Origin of the sequence: Pararhodobacter sp. SW119 (assembly GCF_017811755.1) — a bacterium.
GTDB lineage: Bacteria > Pseudomonadota > Alphaproteobacteria > Rhodobacterales > Rhodobacteraceae > Pararhodobacter.
On sequence record NZ_JADDJF010000009.1, the window covers coordinates 20907 to 40251 of the forward strand.

Genomic DNA, 19345 nt, shown 5'->3' on the forward strand with positions numbered 1-19345 from the left:
GGCGCGCTCCGTCGCCTGCGGCAGCGATCACGCCGCGGAACGCCCGCCGAGCCGCGCCGCGGGACGTGCAAGGCAAAATGCGCCAAGCGCCAGAAGCAGCAGATAGATCGGCCCGCTCATCGATAGCGTCGACTGCAGCACCTCGGCGTAGTTCGGATCGGTCTGCATGGGCAATGTATAGGTGCCCAGCATGCCCCAGGCGCCACCGAGCCAGCACAGGCAGACCAGCATCCCCTTCTGCGCCGCCGAACAGCGGGTGACGATCTCGCGCGCGATCAGGGCAAGGCCGACGCCGAAGATCGTCATGTCGTAGTCGTAGGTATAGGGGCTGATCGCGACCGAGGCGAAACACGCCACCGCCAGGGCATGGCGCAACTGCCAGCGCCGCGCCGTCCAGATCACCGCGGTCAGCGCCGCGGCCGCCACAGTCGCCTGCGCCAGCAGGGCGTGCTGCGGCGCAATGCCCAGCGTGTGCAACGCCGCATAGAGCGAGGTCATTCGGAACATCGGATAATAGCCCGCCTGCAGAAAACCGCCCGCCTCGTGCACGCCGCCAAGAAAGGCCGCCCAGATCGAGACGCCGAACACCAGGGTCGCCAGACCGGAGCTGAAAACGACCGTTGCGGCCGCGACCGCCAGCACACGCCAGTCTCCGCGCGCCAGCACCAGGACCCCCAGCGCGACGCCCAGATGCGGCTTGATCACCATCAGCCCCAGCGCCAGCCCGGCGCTGGCCCGCCCGCTAAGCAGCATCAGGCAGAAGGCGCCGACCAAGGCGCCGGTCAAAAATCCGTTCTGCCCGATCAGCGCGGTCACCATCAGGACCGGCAGCAACGCCAGAAGCACGAAGGTCAGATGATGCCCCGCGATGCGGCGCAGGACCAGCACATAGGCGGCAAGCGTCACGGCGATGAAGATCGAGTAGGCCACGGCGCGCCCCGCCATCGGCAAAAGCGCCGCGATCAGGTTGAACTGCGGCGGATAGGTCCAGGGCATGAAGCTGTCACTGCCATTGAACGCGTGCTGCACCGCCCGCATGCTGCCGAAATGATAGGCCTCTTCCAGCCGCCCTTCGCCGATCAGCAGCCCGACCAGGTAGAACGCGTCGAAATCGACGAGGGTATTTGCGGCCCCCAGTTCCGGCAGCGCGATGTTCACATGCACGACAAGAAGGCCCAGCATGGCCAGGATCGCCGCAAGCAGCAGCGGACTGGTCTCGATCACCGTGCCCTTTTCGCGCAGCAAGCTTGTCATGATCGCCCCCTCGGTTGCCGCGCGCAGTCTGCCGCGCGGCGGTAAAGGAAACGTTCCGCCCGGCGCCACTGGACCTTTGCCGCGACATGAGTGAGTGTCGCGCCGGTAATTAACATGTGTCGCAGTCGGGGGCGGGAATGAAGCTGGGCATTGCCTTTCTGGTCGTGGGCTACCTGTTCAGCCAGTTCTATCGGGCGTTTCTTGCCGTCCTCAGCCCGGTGCTGGGCGTCGATCTCGGCGCCGGGGCCGATGATCTGGCGCTCTCGTCCGGCCTCTGGTTCCTGTCCTTTGCGCTGATGCAGCTTCCGGTCGGCTGGGCGCTCGACACCCTCGGTCCAAGGCGGACTTCGGCCTGGCTTCTGGGGGTCGCGGGCGGCGGCGGGGCGCTGATCTTCGCCCTGGCGCAGTCGCCGCTTCACCTGCACATCGCGATGGTGCTGATCGGCATGGGATGCTCGCCCGTGCTGATGGCGACCTACTACATCTTCGGTCGGATCTATTCGGCGCGCGCCTTTGCCACGCTGGCCGGCACGGTGATCGGCGTGGGGACGCTGGGAAACATCCTGGGCGCCTGGCCGCTGGCCTGGGCGGCAGAGACCTTCGGCTGGCGTGAGACGGTGATGGGCCTCGCGGCGGTCACGCTCGCGTCCGGCGTGGCGCTGGGTTTCCTGGTTCAGGACCCACCGGCGCTGGAGGATGACGGCAATGGGCGCGGCTCCCTGCTGGACGTGCTGCGCATCCCCGGCCTCTGGCTGATCCTGCCGCTGATCTTCGTGAACTACGCGCCGGCGGCGGGGCTGCGCGGCCTCTGGGTCGGTCCCTATTACGCCGATGTCTACCAGGCCGGCAGCGTCGCCATCGGGCATGTCACGCTGCTGATGGCCTTCGCGATGGTGCTGGGGGCCATCGCCTACGGCCCGCTCGACCGCATCCTGGGCACGCGCAAGGGCGTGGCCCTGGGCGGCAACCTGATCTGCGTGGCCTGCCTCCTGGCACTCTGGGCGTTTCCGACGGCGGGGTTCTGGACCTCGGCGCTGCTGCTCGCGGCGGTGGGCATGGTGGGTCTGTCCTTCCCGCTGATGATGGCGCACGGGCGCAGCTTCATCCCGGCTCGTGTGCTGGGCCGGGGCGTGACGCTCCTGAACCTCTTTTCCATCGGGGGCGTGGGGATCATGCAGATGGTTTCGGCCCGCATTCATGCTGCGACGCCCGCCACCCCGGTCGAGGCGCCCTATGCCGCGATCTACCTGTTCTTCGCGCTGTCGCTGCTGGCGGGCTGCGCCGTCTACGCCTTTTCGCGGGATCGGCTGGACTGAGTGCCGGACGGGGCCGCCGCAGCCCCTGACGCTTTCGTGGGTTGCGCCGCGCGCGCCCGCCGGGCAGGACACGGCGCATGAGTGCCGTGACCATCGGACCCTTCGTGCTGGGAATCGACCGCGCCGCCGCATTGGGCGGAATCGCGATCTTCCTTCTGGTGGCCGAGGTTCTGGGCCGGCGGATGGGGGGCGCCGCGGGGGCGGCGCTTCGGTCCTGGGCCGTACAGATCGTGCTTTTCGGCGGGATCGCCGCCCGGCTGGGCCATGTCGCCACCTATTGGGACGCCTATGCCGACGCGCCTTGGCGTGTGCTGGCGATATGGCAGGGCGGATTCTCGGGCCAATGGGCGGCCGGCGCAGTGCTTCTGGTCACGATCCTGGCGATGAACCGCGCACGCGCGATGCTGAAGCCGGGGCTGCTGGCGCTGGTGCTGGGCATCGTCGCCTGGCAAGGCGTGCTTTGGCAGGCCGGTCCCCTGCCGCGCACGCTGGTTAGCGAACAACGGTTCGAGACGTTGACCGGACCGGACTTTGCCCTGTCCGATCATGCCGGCCGGCCCATCGTGCTGAACCTCTGGGCGACCTGGTGCCCGCCCTGCCGCCGCGAACTGCCGATGATGGCCGAGGTCGCGGCCGAGAACGCCGGCATCACCTTCGCCTTCGCCAGCCAGCGCGAGGCGCCGCAGCGGGTCGCGCAATACCTGGTGATGGAACGGATCGACCTGCCGAACGTCGTCCTCGACCTCAATGGCGATCTCGGCCGGCACTACGGCAGCCTCGGCCTGCCGACGACCGTCTTCATCGGCGCCAACGGCAAGCTGGTTTCCCTGCATGTCGGCGAGATCGCGCGCGAACGGCTGGAGGCCGAGGTCGCGCGCCTGCTCGCGGACTGACCCTCAGCCCCGCGCCCAAAGCTTGTCGCAAAGCCGACCCAGCCGCGCCTCGATGGCCGCCATCGCGTCGACCACCAGATCCTCGCGCCAGCGCCGCCCGACGATCTGCACGCTGACCGGCACCGGCCCCTGCGGCAGCTCGGACAGCCGCGCCGGCATGTTGCCCGCCGGCAGCCCCAGGTAGTTCATCGAAAACGACCAGTGCCCCGCGCCCAGCGAATCGCGCAGCCCCTCGTCCCCCTCGATGTCGCGGTCGGGCGCGAAGAAGGGTGCGGGCAGGAACGGGGTCAGGACCAGCGGATGCGTCGTCAGAAGTTCGGACCAGCGGCGCGCATGATGCGTGCGCCTGGCGATGATCTGCAGGTACTCGGTCGGCTTGAAGGGCGGGAAGTGCTGGAAATACCGATCGAACAGCGTGCGGATCGTCTCCGACCCCATCGCGGCGATATCCGGCCCCATCAGGTGCTTCACCTCGGTCATCAGCGCGCGGTAGCCTTCGATGGCGGTCTCGCGCAGCGCGGGCGGGTTGATCTCCTCGACCTGGTAGCCGGCGTCGGTCAGCGCCGCGCGGGCATCGTCCAGCGCCCCGGCCACCTCGGGATGCAACTCGGCGTCATGGACCTCGCGGGTGAAACCGACGCGGATCGGCCCCTCCAGCTTCTCGCCGCGCCAGGGCAGCGGGACGTGGAAGGGATCGCGCGGATCGGCGGCGATCATCGCTGGCATCGCCGCGTGCAGGTCGCGCGCCTCGCGCACGATCAGCCCCTGCACCGACATCGACTGCGCCAGCATGCCACGTTCCGCCTTCTGGCTGGGGTTCCACGCCGGCACGCGGCCCAGGCCCGGCTTGACCGTGACCGCCCCGGTCGCCGCCGCCGGAAAGCGCAGGCTGCCGCCGATGTCGTTGCCATGCGCCAGCGCCCCCATGCCCGACATCACCGCCGAACTCGCCCCGCCCGAGGACCCGCCGGTCGAGATGTGTCGCCCCCACGGGTTGTGCGTGCGCCCGAAAAGCGGGTTGTCGGTATCGGCGCGGAAGGAAAACTCCGGCGTGTTCGTCCGCCCGATGACCACGGCGCCGGCATCCTGAAGGTTCTTCACCAGCGGCGCATCCTCGGGCGCGATCGCGTCCTTCAGCGCCACCACCCCGTTCGATGTCGCCTGCCCTTCCTGGTCGACATTGATCTTGATCGTGACCGGCACCCCGTGCAGCGCGCCCGGTGTCGCGCCGGCGGCGCGCGCCTTGTCCAGCATCCGCGCCCGCTCCAGCGCCGCCTCCCCCAGATCGACGACCACGGCGTTCAGATCGGGATTGACCGCGCGCATCCGCTCGACCGCGGCCTGCACCGCGTCTTCGGCGCGGACCTCGCCCCGGCGCGTCAGATCGGAAAGCGTCGCAGCGCCCAGTTGCCAAAGCGGTCTGTCGATCATATCGGTCCCCTGTTCGATTCCGCGTCAGGTTAGACCCGCGCGCGAACCGGCTGCAACGACTTGTTTGCAATTTCCGACCGGACGCATAATCTGCGATCGTTCACAGATGAAGAAGCCATGCAGAACACCCCCGACACCCGCTTCACCGGCCCCGAACTCTGCGCCCTGACGGCGACCGAGGTGGTGGCGCTTCTGCGCCGCGGCGAGGTTGCCCCGTCCGAGGTGCTGGAGGCGTCGCTGACGCGCATCGCGCAGGTCGAACCCGCGGTCAACGCGGTCGTCACCCCCTGCCCGGACCGCGCCCGCGCCGCATTGTCCGACCTGCCGGATGCCGCCAAAGCAGCGCGCGATCATCCCGGATGGCTCGCCGGCCTACCCATCGGCGTGAAGGACCTGACGGCGGTGTCGGGCGTGCGCTGCACGATGGGATCGCGGGCCTTCGCCGAGTTCGTCCCCGACACGACCGACCCCCTGATCGCCCGGCTGGAGGGGCGCGGCGCGGTCGTCGTGGGCAAGACCAACACGCCCGAATCCGGCGCCGGCGGCAACACCTGGAACCATGTCTTCGGCCCCACGCGCAACCCGTGGAACACCGCACGCAACTGCGGCGGGTCCTCGGGCGGGGCGGCGGTTTCCGTCGCCACGGGCGAGGTCTGGCTCAGCCACGGCAGCGACCTAGCCGGCAGCCTGCGCACGCCGGCGGCCTATTCCGGGGTCATCGGGCTGCGCCCCTCGCCCGGCCGCGTCGGCGGCGCGCCCGACCTGCACGGCTTCAACACCGAGGCGGTGCAGGGCCCGATGGCGCGCAACGTCGCCGATACGGCGCTTTTCCTCGATGCGATGTGCGGCTTCGATCCGATCTGGCCGCTGTCGATCGACGCCCCGCAAACGCCCTACCAGCAGGCCGTCGCGCAGGCCGGCCCCAGGGTCCGCATCGGTTTTGCCCCCGACCTCGGCGGCTTCGGCTTCGTCGATCCGGTGATCCGCGCCGCCATGTCGGCCGCAATGGCCGCGGTGGAGCGCGCGGGCGGCCGGGTCGAGGAAACCTGCCCCGACCTGCCGGGGCTGGAGCGCACCTACCTGACCCTGCGCGCGATGTTCTGGGCGGCCCTGCCCGGCCGCGCCGCGCCCGAGGTTCAGGCGCATTACAAGCCGACCCTGCAGCAGAACATCGCCCAAGGCCGCGACCTCAGCGCCGATACGATCTACGACGCGCAGCTTGGCCGGACGCTGCTTTATCACAACATGCGCCGGTTCCTCGACCGCTTCGACGTGCTCGCCTTCTCGACGATGGGCGTACCCGCGGGTCCGGTCGAACAGGAATTCCCGCCGGTGATCGACGGCAAGCCGGTGACCGACTACGTCGACTGGCTGAAATTCTCGTTCCTCTCGGTCGTCACCGGCCTGCCGTCGCTGTCCATGCCCTGCGGTTTCACACCCGACGGCATGCCCGTCGGCCTGCAACTGATCGGCCCGCCGCGCGGCGAGGCGACGCTCCTCGCCACCGCCCGGGCGATCGAGGATGCGCTCGGCGGCCCCCTTCCCCCGATTGATCCGAGGACAGCATGAACGAACTCTGGTTCGACCCCGCGCGGGTCGCCATCGGCGGCGATTGGGCCGCGACCGATCGCACCTTGCCCGTGGTCGACCCGTCGACCGGCGAAACCGTCGCCCAGATCGCCCGCGGCACGGCGAACGAGGTCGACGCCGCCGTGCGCGCCGCGCAGACGGCGCTGGACGGGCCCTGGGGCGCGCTGGACGCGACCGACCGCGGCCGCCTGCTGACGCGGCTGGGTCGCCTGGTCGAGGATCGCGCCGAGGTGCTGGCGCGGATCGAGGCGCAGGACGTGGGCAAGCCCCTGAAGCAGGCGCGGGCGGATGCGCTGGCACTGGCCCGCTATCTGGAATTCTACGGCGGCGCCGCCGACAAGCTGATGGGCGAGACCATCCCCTACCGCCCCGGCTACACCGTCTACACGTTGCGCGAGCCGCACGGCGTGACGGCGCATATCGTCCCCTGGAACTACCCGATGCAGATCATCGGCCGCTCGGTCGGCGCGGCGCTGGCGATGGGCAACGCCTGCGTCATCAAGCCGGCCGAGGAGGCCAGCCTGACCGCGCTGGCTTTCGTCCGGCTGGCGCAGGAGGCGGGCTTTCCCACCGGCGCGATCAACATCGTCCCCGGCCTGGGCGAGGAGGCGGGCGCGGCGCTCTCCGCCCATCCCGGCGTGCAGCATATCAGCTTCACCGGCTCGGTTCCCGTCGGCAGCCTGATCCAGGCGGCGGCGGCCAGAAACGTCGTTCCGGTCACGCTGGAACTGGGCGGCAAGTCCCCGCAACTGGTGTTCGAGGATGCCGATCTGGACGCGGCGCTGCCGTTTCTGGTCAATGCCGGCCTGCAGAACGCGGGACAGACCTGTTCGGCCGCCTCGCGCATCCTGGTCGCCCGCCGCCGCTACGATCAGGTCGTGGATCGGATGGCCGCGCGCTACCGCGCCGTCAGCGTCGGCCCGGCGCTGTCGGACCCCGATGTCGGCCCCTTGATCTCGGCCCGGCAGCGCGAGGTCGTGCAATCCTATCTCGACCGCGCCGCGGATCTGACCCTGGCCGCCGAAGGCCGGATCGCCGCCGACGCGCCCGCCGGGGGGCACTACCTGGCGCCGCGCCTGCTTTCCGGCGTCACCGCCGACCACCTGCTCGCGCGCGAAGAGATCTTCGGCCCGGTTCAGGTCGTCATCCCCTTTGACGACGAGGACGAGGCCGTCGCCATCGCCAACGGCACCGATTTCGCCCTTGTCGCGGCGGTCTGGACCGACAGCGGCGCGCGCCAGATGCGGCTGGCGAAACGGCTGCGCGGCGGCCAGGTCTTCCTCAACACCTATGGCGCCGGTGGCGGGGTCGAACTGCCCTTCGGCGGCGTCGGAAAGTCCGGTCATGGCCGCGAAAAGGGGTTCGAGGCGCTCTATGGCTTCTCGACCCTGAAGACCGTCGCCGCCCATCACGGATAACAGGAGAGAGCATGCGACTGGAAGGAAAGACCGCCATCGTCACCGGCGCCGCGTCGGGCTTCGGCGCCGGCATCGCGCGCCGCTTCGCGGCCGAGGGGGCGCGCGTCATGGTCGCCGACCTGAATGCCGAGGGCGCCGAGGCGCTGACCGCCGAAATCGGCGGACTGGCGCAGGCGGTCGACGTGGCCCGGGACGCAAGCGTACGCGCGATGGCCGAAAAGGCCCTGTCGGAATGGGGGCGGGTCGATATCCTGGTCAACAACGCCGGCATCACCCACCTGCCCCAGCCGATGGAGGAGGTGAGCGAGGAAGAGTTCGACCGCGTCTTCGCCGTCAACGCCAAGTCCGTCTACCTGACCGCGCGCCACCTCGTCCCGGCGATGAAGGCGGCGGGATCGGGCGCGATCCTCAACATCGCGTCCACGGCGGGGGTCTCGCCGCGGCCCCGGCTCAACTGGTACAACGCCTCCAAGGGCTGGATGATCACCGCGACGCGCGCGATGGCGGTCGAGCTGGCGCCGCACGGGATCCGCGTCAACGCGCTGAACCCCGTCGCCGGCGAAACCCCCCTTCTGAAAAGCTTCATGGGCGAGGATACGCCCGAAATCCGCGCGAAATTCCTTTCCACGATCCCGATGGGCCGCTTCTCGACCCCCGAGGACATGGCGAACGCCGCGCTCTTCCTCTGCTCGGACGAGGCGGGGATGATCACCGGCGTCGGGCTGGAGGTGGACGGCGGGCGCTGCATCTGACTGGCACCGAAGGCGCGAGGGGAATCGCGCCCCGCGCCGCATTTTCCGCTTGCAGCCGCACCGCGCATCGCCTAATCAGCCGCCATCAACGGAGCGGGCGTAGCTCAGGGGTAGAGCATAACCTTGCCAAGGTTAGGGTCGTGAGTTCGAATCTCATCGCCCGCTCCAGATTTCCAAGCCGACATGACCGCACTTCGTGAACGGACCGCACGCTCGGGTTCCATCAGCCTTTTCTGATGATGGCAAACCCGTGAAGGCAGCGTTCCGCCGCCAGGCGAAACCCTTTCCGCTTCCCCATCCCACGCGACCCGCACAGCCGGGATTGCAGACGCCGATGACGCCCGGCGCACAGGGTCGCATGCCCTTGCGCCGCAGGGTCCGGGTGCCTACGTCGAACCGGGCAACAGACGGAGGATCGCATGCACATCCAGGTCAACACCGATCGCAACATCCAGGGTGACCAGCGGCTGGAGGAGGTGGCCGAGAAGATCGTGACCCAGGCGGTCGCCAACCTTGCCCCGCGCCTGACCCGGATCGAGGTTCACCTGCAGGACGAGAACGCCCAGAAATCCGGCCCCGACGACATCCGCTGCCTGATGGAGGCCCGCCCCGAGGGGCTGCGCCCGATGTCGGTCACCCACAACGATTCGAACGTCGAAGCCGCCCTGCGCGGCGCCGGCCGCAAGCTCAAGGCGCTGCTGGACAGCGAGTTCGGCAAGCTAGACCGCCGCCCGAACCCGACGCGCTGAGGACCGCGCGCCCCGGACATTTCCCCGCGGGGAAATCGGGCGCGGCCGCACCAATCGCGGGAAACCGGTTAACAAGTGGTGATTTCCCCGCGGGGAAACCGGGGCGTCAGCGCGTGCCGCGAGATGCCGGACAGATGCGGCCATTTCCCCGCGGGGAAATCGACCGCAGCGGCACCAGTCGCGGAAAACCGGTTAACAACTGGTGATTTCCCCGCGGGGAAACCGGGGCGTCAGCGCGTGCCGCGAGATGCCTGACAGATGCGGCCATTTCCCCGCGGGGAAATCGACCGCAGCCGCACCAGTCGCGGAAAACCGGTTAACAACTGGTGATTTCCCCGCGGGGAAACCGGGAGCGTCAGCGCGTGCCGCGGGATGCCGGACAGCTGCCGGCATTTCCCCGCGGGGAAATCACGCCTTCCGCATCCCCGGCCGTTCCATCAGCCCAGCGGGATATTGGCGATCAGGCTCCTGCGGGTCGCGCCCAGGCGGTCCTTGACGATCTCGCGCACCTCGTCATAGGCCGCGTTCCCCAGGATGAGGCGCTGCGCCGACAGCCAGAATTCCACCTTCTTCCGCCCCCAGGACACGAACAGGATATTCTTCTGCGTGTCGCTGTGAACGAAGGCGAAGGCCCCCAGGGCCATCGCCACATCCGCGCCCGCCGCCTCGGCCGAGGCGAGCTGGAAGCTGCTGCCCGAACTGCGGCTGGTCTGGAAATCGAACAGCTTGATCGCGCCGTCCTCCTCGCCCAGTTTTTTCATCGCATCCAGCGCGGACTTGACGATGGCATGCTGGTTGCCGGTGGCGACCGCCGAAAGCGCACCCAGCGCGACGCTTTCGAAGCTGCTGTCGCTTTTCAGCTTCTCCTGCATCTCGACCCCGTCGGACAGCCGCACCCAGCCCAGCCAGGTCAGCACCTCCAGGTAAAGGCGGTACCAATCCTCGCGCGCGGCGATCGGGTCATGGGCGTGATCGGCGGCGCGCTGTGCGAAAAGTGTGGAGAGCAGCACATCCTCCTTCTGGCCGGGGCTGAGCGTGTCGAACAGCGACACCACCCCCGATCCCGTCACCGCCGCCTTGAGCGCCTGCTGCGCCTCCAGCGCCGCGGTGTCGAGGTCGAGCGGCCCGCCGCTCCGCGGCACCGGCTGCGCATAGGCCGATGTGACCTTGGCGCCGCCGCGGCGGTCGGCGGCAAGCGGGATGGCGCGCACGAAAGCCGCGCGGTTCTGGTCACGCGGGGCGGCGGGCGGGGCGCTTGCGGCGGCTGCGGGGGTTGCGGCGGCGCCGAAGGGGCTGGTCACCGGCGCCGGTGGCTTGGGCACGCCCTTGCCCGACCACTCCACGTTCGCGCCGCGCGTGTCGATATGCACGAAGCTGTTGTAATAGCCGATCCCGCCGTTGAAGGCGCCTTCCGCGTCGCGCATCCAGCGCAGCGCCTGCGCCGCCTCGATGGCGCTGAGCCCCGAAACCTTGAAATCGAGCGCGTTGAAGCGAAGGTGCAGGCTGCTGGACGCACCGCCGATGCAGGCGTTGTAGGCGGGCGCGCGGTAGGCGTTGGTGATGGTGATCGGCTTGCCCAGACGCGCGCGGAACCGATCCAGGACCTGCGCCGTGGTGGCGATGTTCATCCAGAGGTCGCTGGGCGGGAATTGGTTCTTGCCGAAGCAGGCCGATCCGGAATCCCCGTGACTGCCGCCGAGCATCAGAAACTCCTCGGGCTTGAAATGCTTCAGGCCAAGCCCGGTGATGAAATCGCGGAAGGCACCGTATTGCGGCCATGACGCGCTGGCCGACCGGGTCCCGGCGGAGCGGGTGGCGGGGGACGGGGCGTCGTCGGGCTCGTCCCCCTCTTCGCCGCGCAGGAAGCCCGCGGCGGTGGGCAGCGCGGGGGCGGACTTGCCGCCGGCGGTGGTGGCGGTGGTGACCGTCAGGGATGCGCCCGGACGCGGCGCGCCGCCATCGTGCGCGTGCTTCGGCCAGAGCGAGAAGGGCTGCTGGCGGGCGAAACCCGGATCGCGCAGCAGTTGCTTGTCGAGGTTGGGGATCTGTATGTCCATGCCGATCTCGCGCTCCACCCGGTCGCGCAGGTCGACGTAATCGCCGCGATAGCGCCCCTGATCCCAGACCCGAAGCATCGCGGCGGTGAAGGCGCCATGTTCGTCGCCGTCATAGGCGAACTGGTGATCCTGGCAGGCGCCCAGGCCCATCACATCGGCCTTCACCACCATGTCCAGCGGGTTGAGAAGCACCTTCGAATCGATCCGGGCGTAGGAGGAGGCGCGGCTGCGATACTCGTCCAGGTTTTGCCGCCAGGTCTTGCTTTCGACGTTGCGCGGCATGCAGCGGGGCCGCAGGAGCATCCCCGCGTTCGGGAACTCGGGCATCGGCGTCGAGAACGGATTGACCCGGATCGGCGTGCCGGAATGGCAGGTATCGGCGACATAGAGGATGCGCACCCCCTCGCGGAAGCGCGACCAGAGGACGTAGAGTTCGTCATCGACCACCTGACTGTCGAAAAGGCAGAGCGTCTCGTCCATGGCGGTGCCGGTGCCGTCGTCCTCCTCGTCGCCGTTCCAGTCGGGCAGTCGCCCGCCATGGCCGGCCATGGTGATCATCAGCATGTCGCCGGCGTGCAGGTCCTCGGCGGCCTTCGCGATCCGGTCGATCATCGCCTGTCGCGTGGCGTCCTCGGTCAGCAGCAGGGTGGTCTCAAACCCCTGCCCCCGCGCCAGCCGCTCCATCGCGATGGCGTCATTCTCGCAGCCCAGCAGCGCCCCGTCCCAGCCCGAGTAATGCTGCGGATCGACGAAGTTCAGCCCGAGGTGGAGCGAGACCGCCCTGCCCTTCGGCCGCTCGACCGGCGCGTCGTCCAACGCAGCCGCCCGCGCCGCGCTGCGCGCGCGGTGCTGCAGCGCCTCGGGCGTGCCGAAGGCGCCGCCGGGCACGAAGATCGGGGCGTCGCGGCGGCGATTGGCGAGTTGGGCGATCTCGCGCGCGAACTTCGCGGCGACGTCGCCGTAGCCGTCATCGGTCGGGTGCAACTCGTCGTACCAGCGATGCGATCCGACGGTGTTGCGGCAGTCGATATAGGTCACATGCGGCATGTTGGTGACCATGCGCCGCAGGCCGCGGTTGAACCGGTCCATCATGTCCACGGCGATCCCCGCCTGCAGGGTCCGGTCGTTGATCCCGCGCCGCTCCATCGGCCGGCCCAGCCAGGGGCCGCGGTTGGGCAGCGCGTAGTCGTAGCCGTGCACCAGGATCTGCACATGCGGAAACGCCCCGTGGACATCGCGCAGGATACGCTCGAAATCCCCGAAGGCGGCGGCGAGGACCTGTTCGAATGACGGCTTGAGGTAGTCGCCGGGCTTCAGGTCGACATGGTAGCTTTCCAGATGGTTGGCCAGTTGCCCGCGGCGCAGCAGGTCGTTCCCGCCGCCGGAAAGCAACAGGATCGACGCGTTGGTGTCGCGCAGCGCGGGGATGTATTCGGCCTTCGCCGCCATGTCGCCCAGAAGATCGCCCGCGGCGCTGACGCAGTGGACGGCATAGGGCTCCATCAGGTGGTCGATCGTGTCCTTCAGCTTCAACGGGTACTGCCACCAGCTGTCGCCCTCGGCCACGATGATCGGACCGGAATAGCCCCCCGCCAGACGGTTCACGAAGGCCCGCTGCCGGCGCATGCGCGCGAACCAGTTGGCCAGGTTCAGCACCATGGCCGAGCGCACCTCGCCCTCGGGGCCGACGGGGATCACGACGGTTTCGGGGTTCAGCTGGAAGGCCGGCGAGAAGGCCTCGGTGCCCTCGGGGTCGAGGATGAAGTACTCGGCGATCTCGCTTTCGTCGGTGGAAAGGTCGCCAAGGCGTGACATCAGTTCGTCGATCGTGATCCTGCGCATGGTCGTGCTCCTCAGCCCTTCTGGATAGCTCTGGCGGGTTTGACGGGGTCGCGGGGCGGGGCAGCACCGCCGCGCAACCTGCTGATCGTTCTGAATATTTCCTTCGAGACAAGCGGATCGCTCTGCAGGTCCGAATAGGGCACGCGCCCGGTCGCGAGGCTGCGGGAATCTAGTTCGCGTAATTCCGAAAAAGCGATCCGCGCGAAATCGCCGAACTCGGCGACGTCGCGGTCGATGCGTTCGCGCCCCGTGGTCATGCCGAGGAACGGCCGCGGCGGATGCGAGGGATGCGTGCGGTTGCGCGTTTGCGGATTGTCGTCGGGCTGCGGCGCCGCAGCGTCCGCGGGCGTGGCCTCGGGCGGCGCGCCTTCCAGAAAGCGGTCCTCGAACGAACGCGAGACGAGTTGCAGCAGCGAGCCGCTGTAGACGCCGAAGCACAGGCGGTCTTCCAGCGCCGGCGACGGCAGGTAGATGCGCGCCCGCGGCGGGGGCATCGCGGGGGCGGCGTCGTCCTCCGCGGCGGTGCGCAGCGGCGGCGGCACTGGCGTCTCGACGCCGACGATCTGAATCTTGTTCATCTTCTCGACCAGCGGCACCACCCATTTGCGGGCGCGCGGCAGGCCGATGGCGGGGTGGATCAGCGACAGCGTGGTGATCCGCCGGTGCAGGTCGTCGAGCGCGGCGCTGTCGTGCTTGTCCAGATAGCGCAGCATCTCATGCAGGACGAGGACGCCTGCGCCTTCGGTGACGATGTGCAGCTCGATCCCTTCGGCGGCGGTCAGTTTCAGCAGGTCGCGCAGGACCTCTACCAGCGGCCCCGGGTTTGCCGGCGCGTCCAGATCGTCCAGATCCTCCTCGGGCAGGTCCTTGGTGCCGTGGACCGCGCGCCGCGCCGCCTGTTCGATATCGCGCCAGAACGCGCGCCCGATGCCGCGCAGCTGCATCTCGATCAAGGCGTCAAGCTGCGGACCCAGGGTCTTGACCTGCTTGTAACAACTGTCGAAGACGGTCGTCAGCACCTCCAGCGACTTCTCGACGAACTGGTTGCACCAGAAGATGTTGTAGGGATAGAGGTCGAGCGCCGCGATCTCGGACTTGCGGGCGATCGCGGCGGAGACCGCCGGATTGATCCCTTCCAGGCTTCCAGGAATCCAGAGCAGGACCCCCCGGCGCCGGCGCGGCCCGTCGGCTTCGGTGCTGTCGCAAAGGATCTTTCCGAGGTAGTCGCGCGTGGTGCGCCAGGTCTTTTCCTCGGACGGGTAACTGCCGATGTCGACGTGAAAGCCGTCATCGAGATGCAGGTAATGCCCGAGCAGAAGATGGCAGCGCGCGGAGCCCGTCTGGATCATGCCCATCGACCGGGACAACCCCTGCGGTCCCAGCGCGATGTCGAACGCCTCGGGCGCCGAGACGCCGAGGCGCAGCACCCAGCCATCCATCACCGTTTCTGCCCAGTCGCCGTAGCGCCAGAGGGCGATGCCGGGCAACCCCTCGTGCCCGCCCCAGTCCGGCCCCCAGGAGTTGAGCACCAGAAACCCGTCGCGGGTGTAGCCGACGATGACGAAGGCATGCGCGCCCAGATCCTCGTGCTTGTAGGCGCCGATTTCGGTCGTGTCCGGCGCGAAGGGAAGGCGCCAGCCCTCGTGCGCCATGGCCGAGACGAGGATGGCGCCGGTATCGATCAGCGCCGCGTGGTAGTGGTTCAGGACCGGGTCCAGACGGAAATAGGCGCCAAGTCCGATCTCCCGCGCGGCTTTTGCCTGATCGACCGTGGGCATCCATTGACTGGCGACGGGCCCCAGACCCCAGTGCGCGCTGGGCCAGCAGCGCGCCGGATCGGACGGCGAGGCGCCGGGCGGGATATCGAGGCAGACGCCGTGGTGGTAGAACGCCTTGATCGCCGAGCGCAGCGAGCGGATCCTGTCCCGTGGTGTGCCCCGCGCCCTGAGTTGCGTCTCCAGCGTGGCGGCGTTGAGTTCGGGGTATTCGTCATGAAAGGCGGCCAGATAGAACAGCATGTCGGCGCTGACCAGATCGTGCCGGGCGAGCGCCGTCGCCTCGGTGCCGTGCGCCTGATGGCGGCGTTGCAGGTCGACGAGGTTGGCAAGCGCATGCCCGACGCAGCGCCCCGACGGACCCTGGTCGCGCACCAGGAAATTGAAATCCTGCCGGTCGGGGATGACGCGGTTTCGCAGCACCGCCAGCGAGGGGACATACTTCAGATCGCGCGAATCGAACCAGTCGCGCGCAACCGCGTTTCGCGAAATGAGGGAAACGAATTCTTCGCGCGTCGGCATTCTGCGCCCCTGACCGGGCCGGGGCAGATGATCCCTGAACGGCCCGCAGATTTATGACCTGAACAAAAACGGACGTCGTCAAATACAATGAGGGATTGTGCCACAGATCCCGCAATTCGCAAAGTGAAAGAATACGCGCGGGGGGACACGGGGGCGCGTGAAGTTCAACCGGACGGAAGCCCCGCCCGGTGGCCCGAGGGGGTTGCGCGGGGCGTCAGGCCGTGGTGACGGGGTTGGGCGCGGGCGGGTCGGTGGCGGGGACTTCGGCGACCGGCTGCGACACGCGCGCGGGGACGGCGTGGTCTTCGAACGCGACCTCGGATGTGCCGGCGTCACCGGCCTGAACAAGGCGAATCGCCCGCATGGCACGGTACTGCCCGAGCCGTCCCAGGCCGATGACCTGCCCGTCGAGGGCCTCGATCTCCACTTCCTCGAGCTTGGCGAGCGGCAGGGAGAGCTGGCTGCCGACCCCCAGTTTCATGACATCGGAAAGCGAGAGGGTGATGCGGCCGAGAACCGCCTGTAACTGCGCGGGCGCCGTCATCACCTGCGACTGAAGCGCCCGCGACCAGGCATCCCCCTGCCCCGTGCGCGCTGCGCGCCGGTCGGCGGCATCCTCTGTCGCCGGTGCCGGGGCGCTGTCGGTTGTCGCCCCCTCCGGCAGGGCCAGGACGAAACGTCCGTCACGGCGGACATCGTCGCCGATCAGCGACAGCGGCTGAACGAAGAGGTCGAAGCGCGGGGATTCCAGGATCAGTTCCAGCAGGCGGTAGTCGGTCGGAAAACGCAGGAAGCGAAAGCCGTGGTCCTGTCCGTCCGGCGCGTGCGCGTCGAATTCGGCGAGCGCGGCATCGATCAGTTCGGACAGAAGCTGCGCATCGGTCTGGGTTGCGCGGCGCTGGGGCGGTGGGGTGCGCGACAGCCTGCCCACGGTCATCGCCTCGATCAGCGCGACGCTGGCGACCGGATCGAAGATGGCCAGCCCCATCGCCCCCGAAGGGTCCGCGATCAGGCCGGCGAAGGCATCGCTGTCGACCAGTTCCAGTAGTTCCGCGAGCGTCGCGCTGCGGCGGCTGGCGGTGGCGCAGCTGCCGACCAGCCCCGGGATGCGACTGGTCGCCCGCGCCAGGGCCTTGGCGAGGTGGCGTTCCGCGTCCTGCGCCGCCTCTGCCGTGGGGGGGCGCACACCCAGCTTGCGCCGGATGACGGGGTTGCGCTGCGTCTGTTCCATATGCCGGGCCCTGCCTTTGGCGCAAGATCGCAGGCGTTGCTTAACGAATGCTTGCGAAGGACCGGTTCAGGCTATTCGGCGAGGCGGCTGACGACCACGGTGACTTCGGGCTTCTTGCCGATCTCGTCCAGGCAACAGGTCCTGACGGCGCGGCGAATGGCCTCGGTCAGCTTGTCGTCGTTGCCCAGGACCTTCCGGTCAAAGCGCTCGATCACGTCGGCCAGTTCATCCTCCAGCACCTCGTCCAGCGCGCGGCGCGAGCGGCCCTGCGGCGCGAGGCCCTGGCAGTCGGCCCAGGCATCGCCCATGGGGCGATCATCCTCGTCCAGAAGAAGCGTGACCATGACATGGCCGTTGAGCGCGAGCTTGATGCGTTCGCGCACGACGCCGTCGAGAGCGCCGTAGACCGCGGTTCCGTCGAGATAGAGGCGCCCGGTCTCGACATATTCCGCCACGACGGGGGTGTCGCCGGTCAGGTCCAGCATGGTGCCGTTGGGGGCGATGGCCGAGGCGAAACCCCGTGCCGCGGCGAGTTTCGCGTGCTTGCGCAGGTGCCGGTGTTCGCCGTGCATGGGGATGATCATGGCGGGGCGGACCAGATCGTGCATGCGTTCCAGATCCGGCCGGTTGGCATGTCCCGAAACGTGATAGAGGCCGCCGGAATTGTCCAGCACCTCGACCCCGCGTTCAGAGAGGTCGTTGACCACGCGCAGCACCGACCTTTCGTTGCCGGGAATGGTCATCGAGGAAAAGAGGAAGGTGTCGCCCTCCTTCAGATCGATGCCCATGTAGGTTCCGCGGGCCAGTTGCGCCGAGGCGGCGCGCCGTTCGCCCTGGCTGCCGGTGGAGATGATCAGCAGGTTCTCGCGCGGCATGTCGCCGGCTTCCTCGGGCGTGACGGTGGTGGGGAAATCGTGCAGCAAGCCCGCCTCGGTCGCGGTGCGGACCATGTTGTGCATGGCCCGCCCCATGAGGCAGACCGACCGGCCGGCATCCCGCGCCGCCTGTGCCATCGTGCGCAGGCGCGCGACGTTGGAGGCGAAGGTGGTTGCCACCATCAGACCCGGCGCTTCGGCGAAAAGACGCTGCAGCGGTTCGGCCAGCGTGCTTTCGGACCGGCCCTGATGGGTGTTGAAGATGTTGGTCGAATCGCAGACCAGCGCCTTGATCCCAAGATCGCCGATCTCGCGATAGAGTTTCTCGTCAAAGGGTTCGCCGACGCCGGGCGAGAGGTCGATCTTGAAGTCGCCCGTATGCAGGATGCGGCCCGCCGGCGTTTCGATCAGCATGGCCGAGGCTTCGGGCAGCGAATGCGAGATCGGCAGGAACTGCACGGTGAAGGGCCCCGCCTCGATCGGGTCGCGGGGCTTGGCGGTCTGCACGCTGTCGAAGGACTGCCCGCCTTCCTGCATCTTCTTCTTGGCGATCCGCGCGGTGAAGTTGCGCGCATAGACCGGCGCCTTCAGCCGGCTCCAGAGTTGTCCCAGCGCGGTGACGTGATCTTCGTGCGCGTGGGTGACGAAGATCGCATCGAGCCGATCCCGACGCTCTTCCAGCCAGGCGATGTCGGGCAGGATCAGATCGACGCCAGGTGAGCCGTCCATGTCCGGAAAGGTCACGCCCAGATCGACCAGGATCAACCGTTCCTTGCCCTTCGGTCCGTATCCATAGACATAGGCGTTCATGCCGACTTCGCCGGCCCCGCCCAGGGGCAGATAGATCAGTCTTTCCGGTTTCATGCAGTTTTCCCGTTCAAATCGTGGATGATTCTGAGGCCATGCATGGTCAGATCATCTTGAATGTCGTCAAATAGGGCCTCGCCCGAGGCGAACAAGGGCGCAAGCCCGCCCGTGCCGATCACCCGCATCGGGCGTTCGTGTTCGGCCTTTATGCGCTCGCATATCCCGTTCACAAGCCCGACGTAACCCCAGAAAACGCCCGCCTGCATGCATTCGACCGTGTTCTTGCCGATCACGCGGTCGGGGCGCGCGACATCGACATGCGGCAGGGCGGCCGCGGCCATGTGCAGCGCCTCCAGCGACAAGTTCACCCCCGGCGCGATGACGCCGCCGATATAGGCGCCGTCGGTATCGACCACGTCGAAGGTGGTGGCGGTTCCGAAATCCACGACGATCAGATCGCCGCCGTGCAGGTCGAACGCGGCGGCGGCGTTCACCAGTCGGTCGGGGCCGACCCGGGTTCCGGGATCGACGCGCGGCGCCACCGGCAAGCGGCATTCGGGCTTGCCCACGACCAGGGGCCGACAGTCGAAATACCGGGAACAGAGCACGCGCAGATTGAAAACCACCCGCGGCACGGTCGTGGAGATGATGACTTCGGTGATCTTCGCCTCGATCTTCTGCAGGTTCATCAGCGTCGAGAGCCACACATAATACTGGTCCGCGGTGCGCTGATGCTCGGTCGAGGCGCGCCATGTGGCGACGAAGCGCTCGCCGTTCCAGATCGAGAAAACCGTGTTGGTGTTGCCGCAGTCGATGCAGAGCAGCATGGGCGA

General features: G+C 68.3%; 13 protein-coding genes and 1 tRNA gene. 7 read left to right on the forward strand and 7 right to left on the reverse strand.

What is annotated here, in order from left to right; genetic code table 11:
- Positions 1-27 precede the first annotated feature (27 nt).
- Positions 28-1254 (reverse strand): glycosyltransferase family 87 protein, encoded by a 1227-nt coding sequence (locus IM708_RS07825; protein ID WP_209425798.1) that lies wholly within the window; start codon positions 1252-1254, stop codon positions 28-30.
- 137 nt (positions 1255-1391) lie between these two features.
- On the opposite strand from IM708_RS07825, the gene IM708_RS07830 reads away from it, so the two are divergent.
- Positions 1392-2570, forward strand: coding sequence for an MFS transporter (locus tag IM708_RS07830; RefSeq protein WP_209425799.1), 1179 nt, complete (start codon positions 1392-1394; stop codon positions 2568-2570).
- Positions 2571-2647: 77 nt separating this feature from the next.
- Positions 2648-3463 (forward strand): TlpA family protein disulfide reductase, encoded by an 816-nt coding sequence (locus IM708_RS07835; RefSeq protein WP_209425800.1) that lies wholly within the window; start codon positions 2648-2650, stop codon positions 3461-3463.
- Between the two features lie 3 nt (positions 3464-3466).
- On the opposite strand, the gene IM708_RS07840 is transcribed toward IM708_RS07835, so the two are convergent.
- Entirely contained in the window at positions 3467-4894 is a 1428-nt protein-coding gene (locus tag IM708_RS07840) for an amidase family protein (RefSeq protein ID WP_209425801.1), read from the reverse strand.
- A 117-nt stretch (positions 4895-5011) separates the two neighbouring features.
- Between IM708_RS07840 and IM708_RS07845 the strand changes: the two genes are divergently transcribed.
- The 5 genes from IM708_RS07845 to IM708_RS07865 all read left to right on the forward strand — a co-directional run bounded on the left by IM708_RS07845 (position 5012) and on the right by IM708_RS07865 (position 9403).
- On the forward strand, positions 5012-6463 hold the full coding sequence (locus IM708_RS07845; protein WP_209425802.1) for an amidase family protein: 1452 nt from the start codon (positions 5012-5014) through the stop codon (positions 6461-6463).
- Positions 6460-7902 (forward strand): aldehyde dehydrogenase family protein, encoded by a 1443-nt coding sequence (locus IM708_RS07850; protein WP_209425805.1) that lies wholly within the window; start codon positions 6460-6462, stop codon positions 7900-7902. The genes IM708_RS07845 and IM708_RS07850 overlap by 4 nt, the downstream gene beginning before the upstream one ends.
- An 11-nt stretch (positions 7903-7913) precedes the next feature.
- On the forward strand, positions 7914-8654 hold the full coding sequence (locus IM708_RS07855) for an SDR family oxidoreductase (RefSeq protein WP_209425807.1): 741 nt from the start codon (positions 7914-7916) through the stop codon (positions 8652-8654).
- 93 nt (positions 8655-8747) lie between these two features.
- A tRNA-Gly gene (locus IM708_RS07860) sits at positions 8748-8822 on the forward strand.
- Positions 8823-9073: 251 nt separating this feature from the next.
- Complete coding sequence (locus IM708_RS07865; protein WP_209425809.1) at positions 9074-9403, forward strand: HPF/RaiA family ribosome-associated protein; 330 nt, start codon at positions 9074-9076, stop codon at positions 9401-9403.
- 437 nt (positions 9404-9840) lie between these two features.
- Here IM708_RS07865 and IM708_RS21560 read toward each other — a convergent pair whose 3' ends face one another.
- The 5 genes from IM708_RS21560 to IM708_RS07890 form a co-directional block, all read right to left on the reverse strand.
- The gene (locus tag IM708_RS21560) at positions 9841-13302 is read right to left on the reverse strand and encodes a caspase family protein (protein WP_209425811.1); all 3462 of its coding nucleotides are present in this window, start codon (positions 13300-13302) and stop codon (positions 9841-9843) included.
- 11 nt (positions 13303-13313) lie between these two features.
- Positions 13314-15599, reverse strand: coding sequence for a C1 family peptidase (locus IM708_RS07875; protein WP_209425812.1), 2286 nt, complete (start codon positions 15597-15599; stop codon positions 13314-13316).
- Positions 15600-15813: 214 nt separating this feature from the next.
- Positions 15814-16830 (reverse strand): FliM/FliN family flagellar motor C-terminal domain-containing protein, encoded by a 1017-nt coding sequence (locus IM708_RS07880; protein ID WP_209425813.1) that lies wholly within the window; start codon positions 16828-16830, stop codon positions 15814-15816.
- Between the two features lie 71 nt (positions 16831-16901).
- Positions 16902-18569: a ribonuclease J gene (locus tag IM708_RS07885; RefSeq protein ID WP_209425815.1), complete on the reverse strand. Its 1668-nt coding sequence runs from the start codon at positions 18567-18569 to the stop codon at positions 16902-16904.
- The gene (locus tag IM708_RS07890; RefSeq protein ID WP_209425817.1) at positions 18566-19339 is read right to left on the reverse strand and encodes a type III pantothenate kinase; all 774 of its coding nucleotides are present in this window, start codon (positions 19337-19339) and stop codon (positions 18566-18568) included. The genes IM708_RS07885 and IM708_RS07890 overlap by 4 nt, the downstream gene beginning before the upstream one ends.
- Positions 19340-19345: the final 6 nt, after the last annotated feature.

Excerpts from the sequence above, each read along its gene's own strand:
- IM708_RS07825 (WP_209425798.1), bottom strand. The coding sequence starts at position 1,254 with ATGACAAGCTTGCTGCGCGAAAAGGGCACGGTGATCGAGACCAGTCCG.
- IM708_RS07830 (WP_209425799.1), top strand. The coding sequence starts at position 1,392 with ATGAAGCTGGGCATTGCCTTTCTGGTCGTGGGCTACCTGTTCAGCCAG.
- IM708_RS07835 (WP_209425800.1), top strand. The coding sequence starts at position 2,648 with ATGAGTGCCGTGACCATCGGACCCTTCGTGCTGGGAATCGACCGCGCC.
- IM708_RS07840 (WP_209425801.1), bottom strand. The coding sequence starts at position 4,894 with ATGATCGACAGACCGCTTTGGCAACTGGGCGCTGCGACGCTTTCCGAT.
- IM708_RS07845 (WP_209425802.1), top strand. The coding sequence starts at position 5,012 with ATGCAGAACACCCCCGACACCCGCTTCACCGGCCCCGAACTCTGCGCC.
- IM708_RS07850 (WP_209425805.1), top strand. The coding sequence starts at position 6,460 with ATGAACGAACTCTGGTTCGACCCCGCGCGGGTCGCCATCGGCGGCGAT.
- IM708_RS07855 (WP_209425807.1), top strand. The coding sequence starts at position 7,914 with ATGCGACTGGAAGGAAAGACCGCCATCGTCACCGGCGCCGCGTCGGGC.
- IM708_RS07865 (WP_209425809.1), top strand. The coding sequence starts at position 9,074 with ATGCACATCCAGGTCAACACCGATCGCAACATCCAGGGTGACCAGCGG.
- IM708_RS21560 (WP_209425811.1), bottom strand. The coding sequence starts at position 13,302 with ATGCGCAGGATCACGATCGACGAACTGATGTCACGCCTTGGCGACCTT.
- IM708_RS07875 (WP_209425812.1), bottom strand. The coding sequence starts at position 15,599 with ATGCCGACGCGCGAAGAATTCGTTTCCCTCATTTCGCGAAACGCGGTT.
- IM708_RS07880 (WP_209425813.1), bottom strand. The coding sequence starts at position 16,830 with ATGGAACAGACGCAGCGCAACCCCGTCATCCGGCGCAAGCTGGGTGTG.
- IM708_RS07885 (WP_209425815.1), bottom strand. The coding sequence starts at position 18,569 with ATGAAACCGGAAAGACTGATCTATCTGCCCCTGGGCGGGGCCGGCGAA.
- IM708_RS07890 (WP_209425817.1), bottom strand. The coding sequence starts at position 19,339 with ATGCTGCTCTGCATCGACTGCGGCAACACCAACACGGTTTTCTCGATC.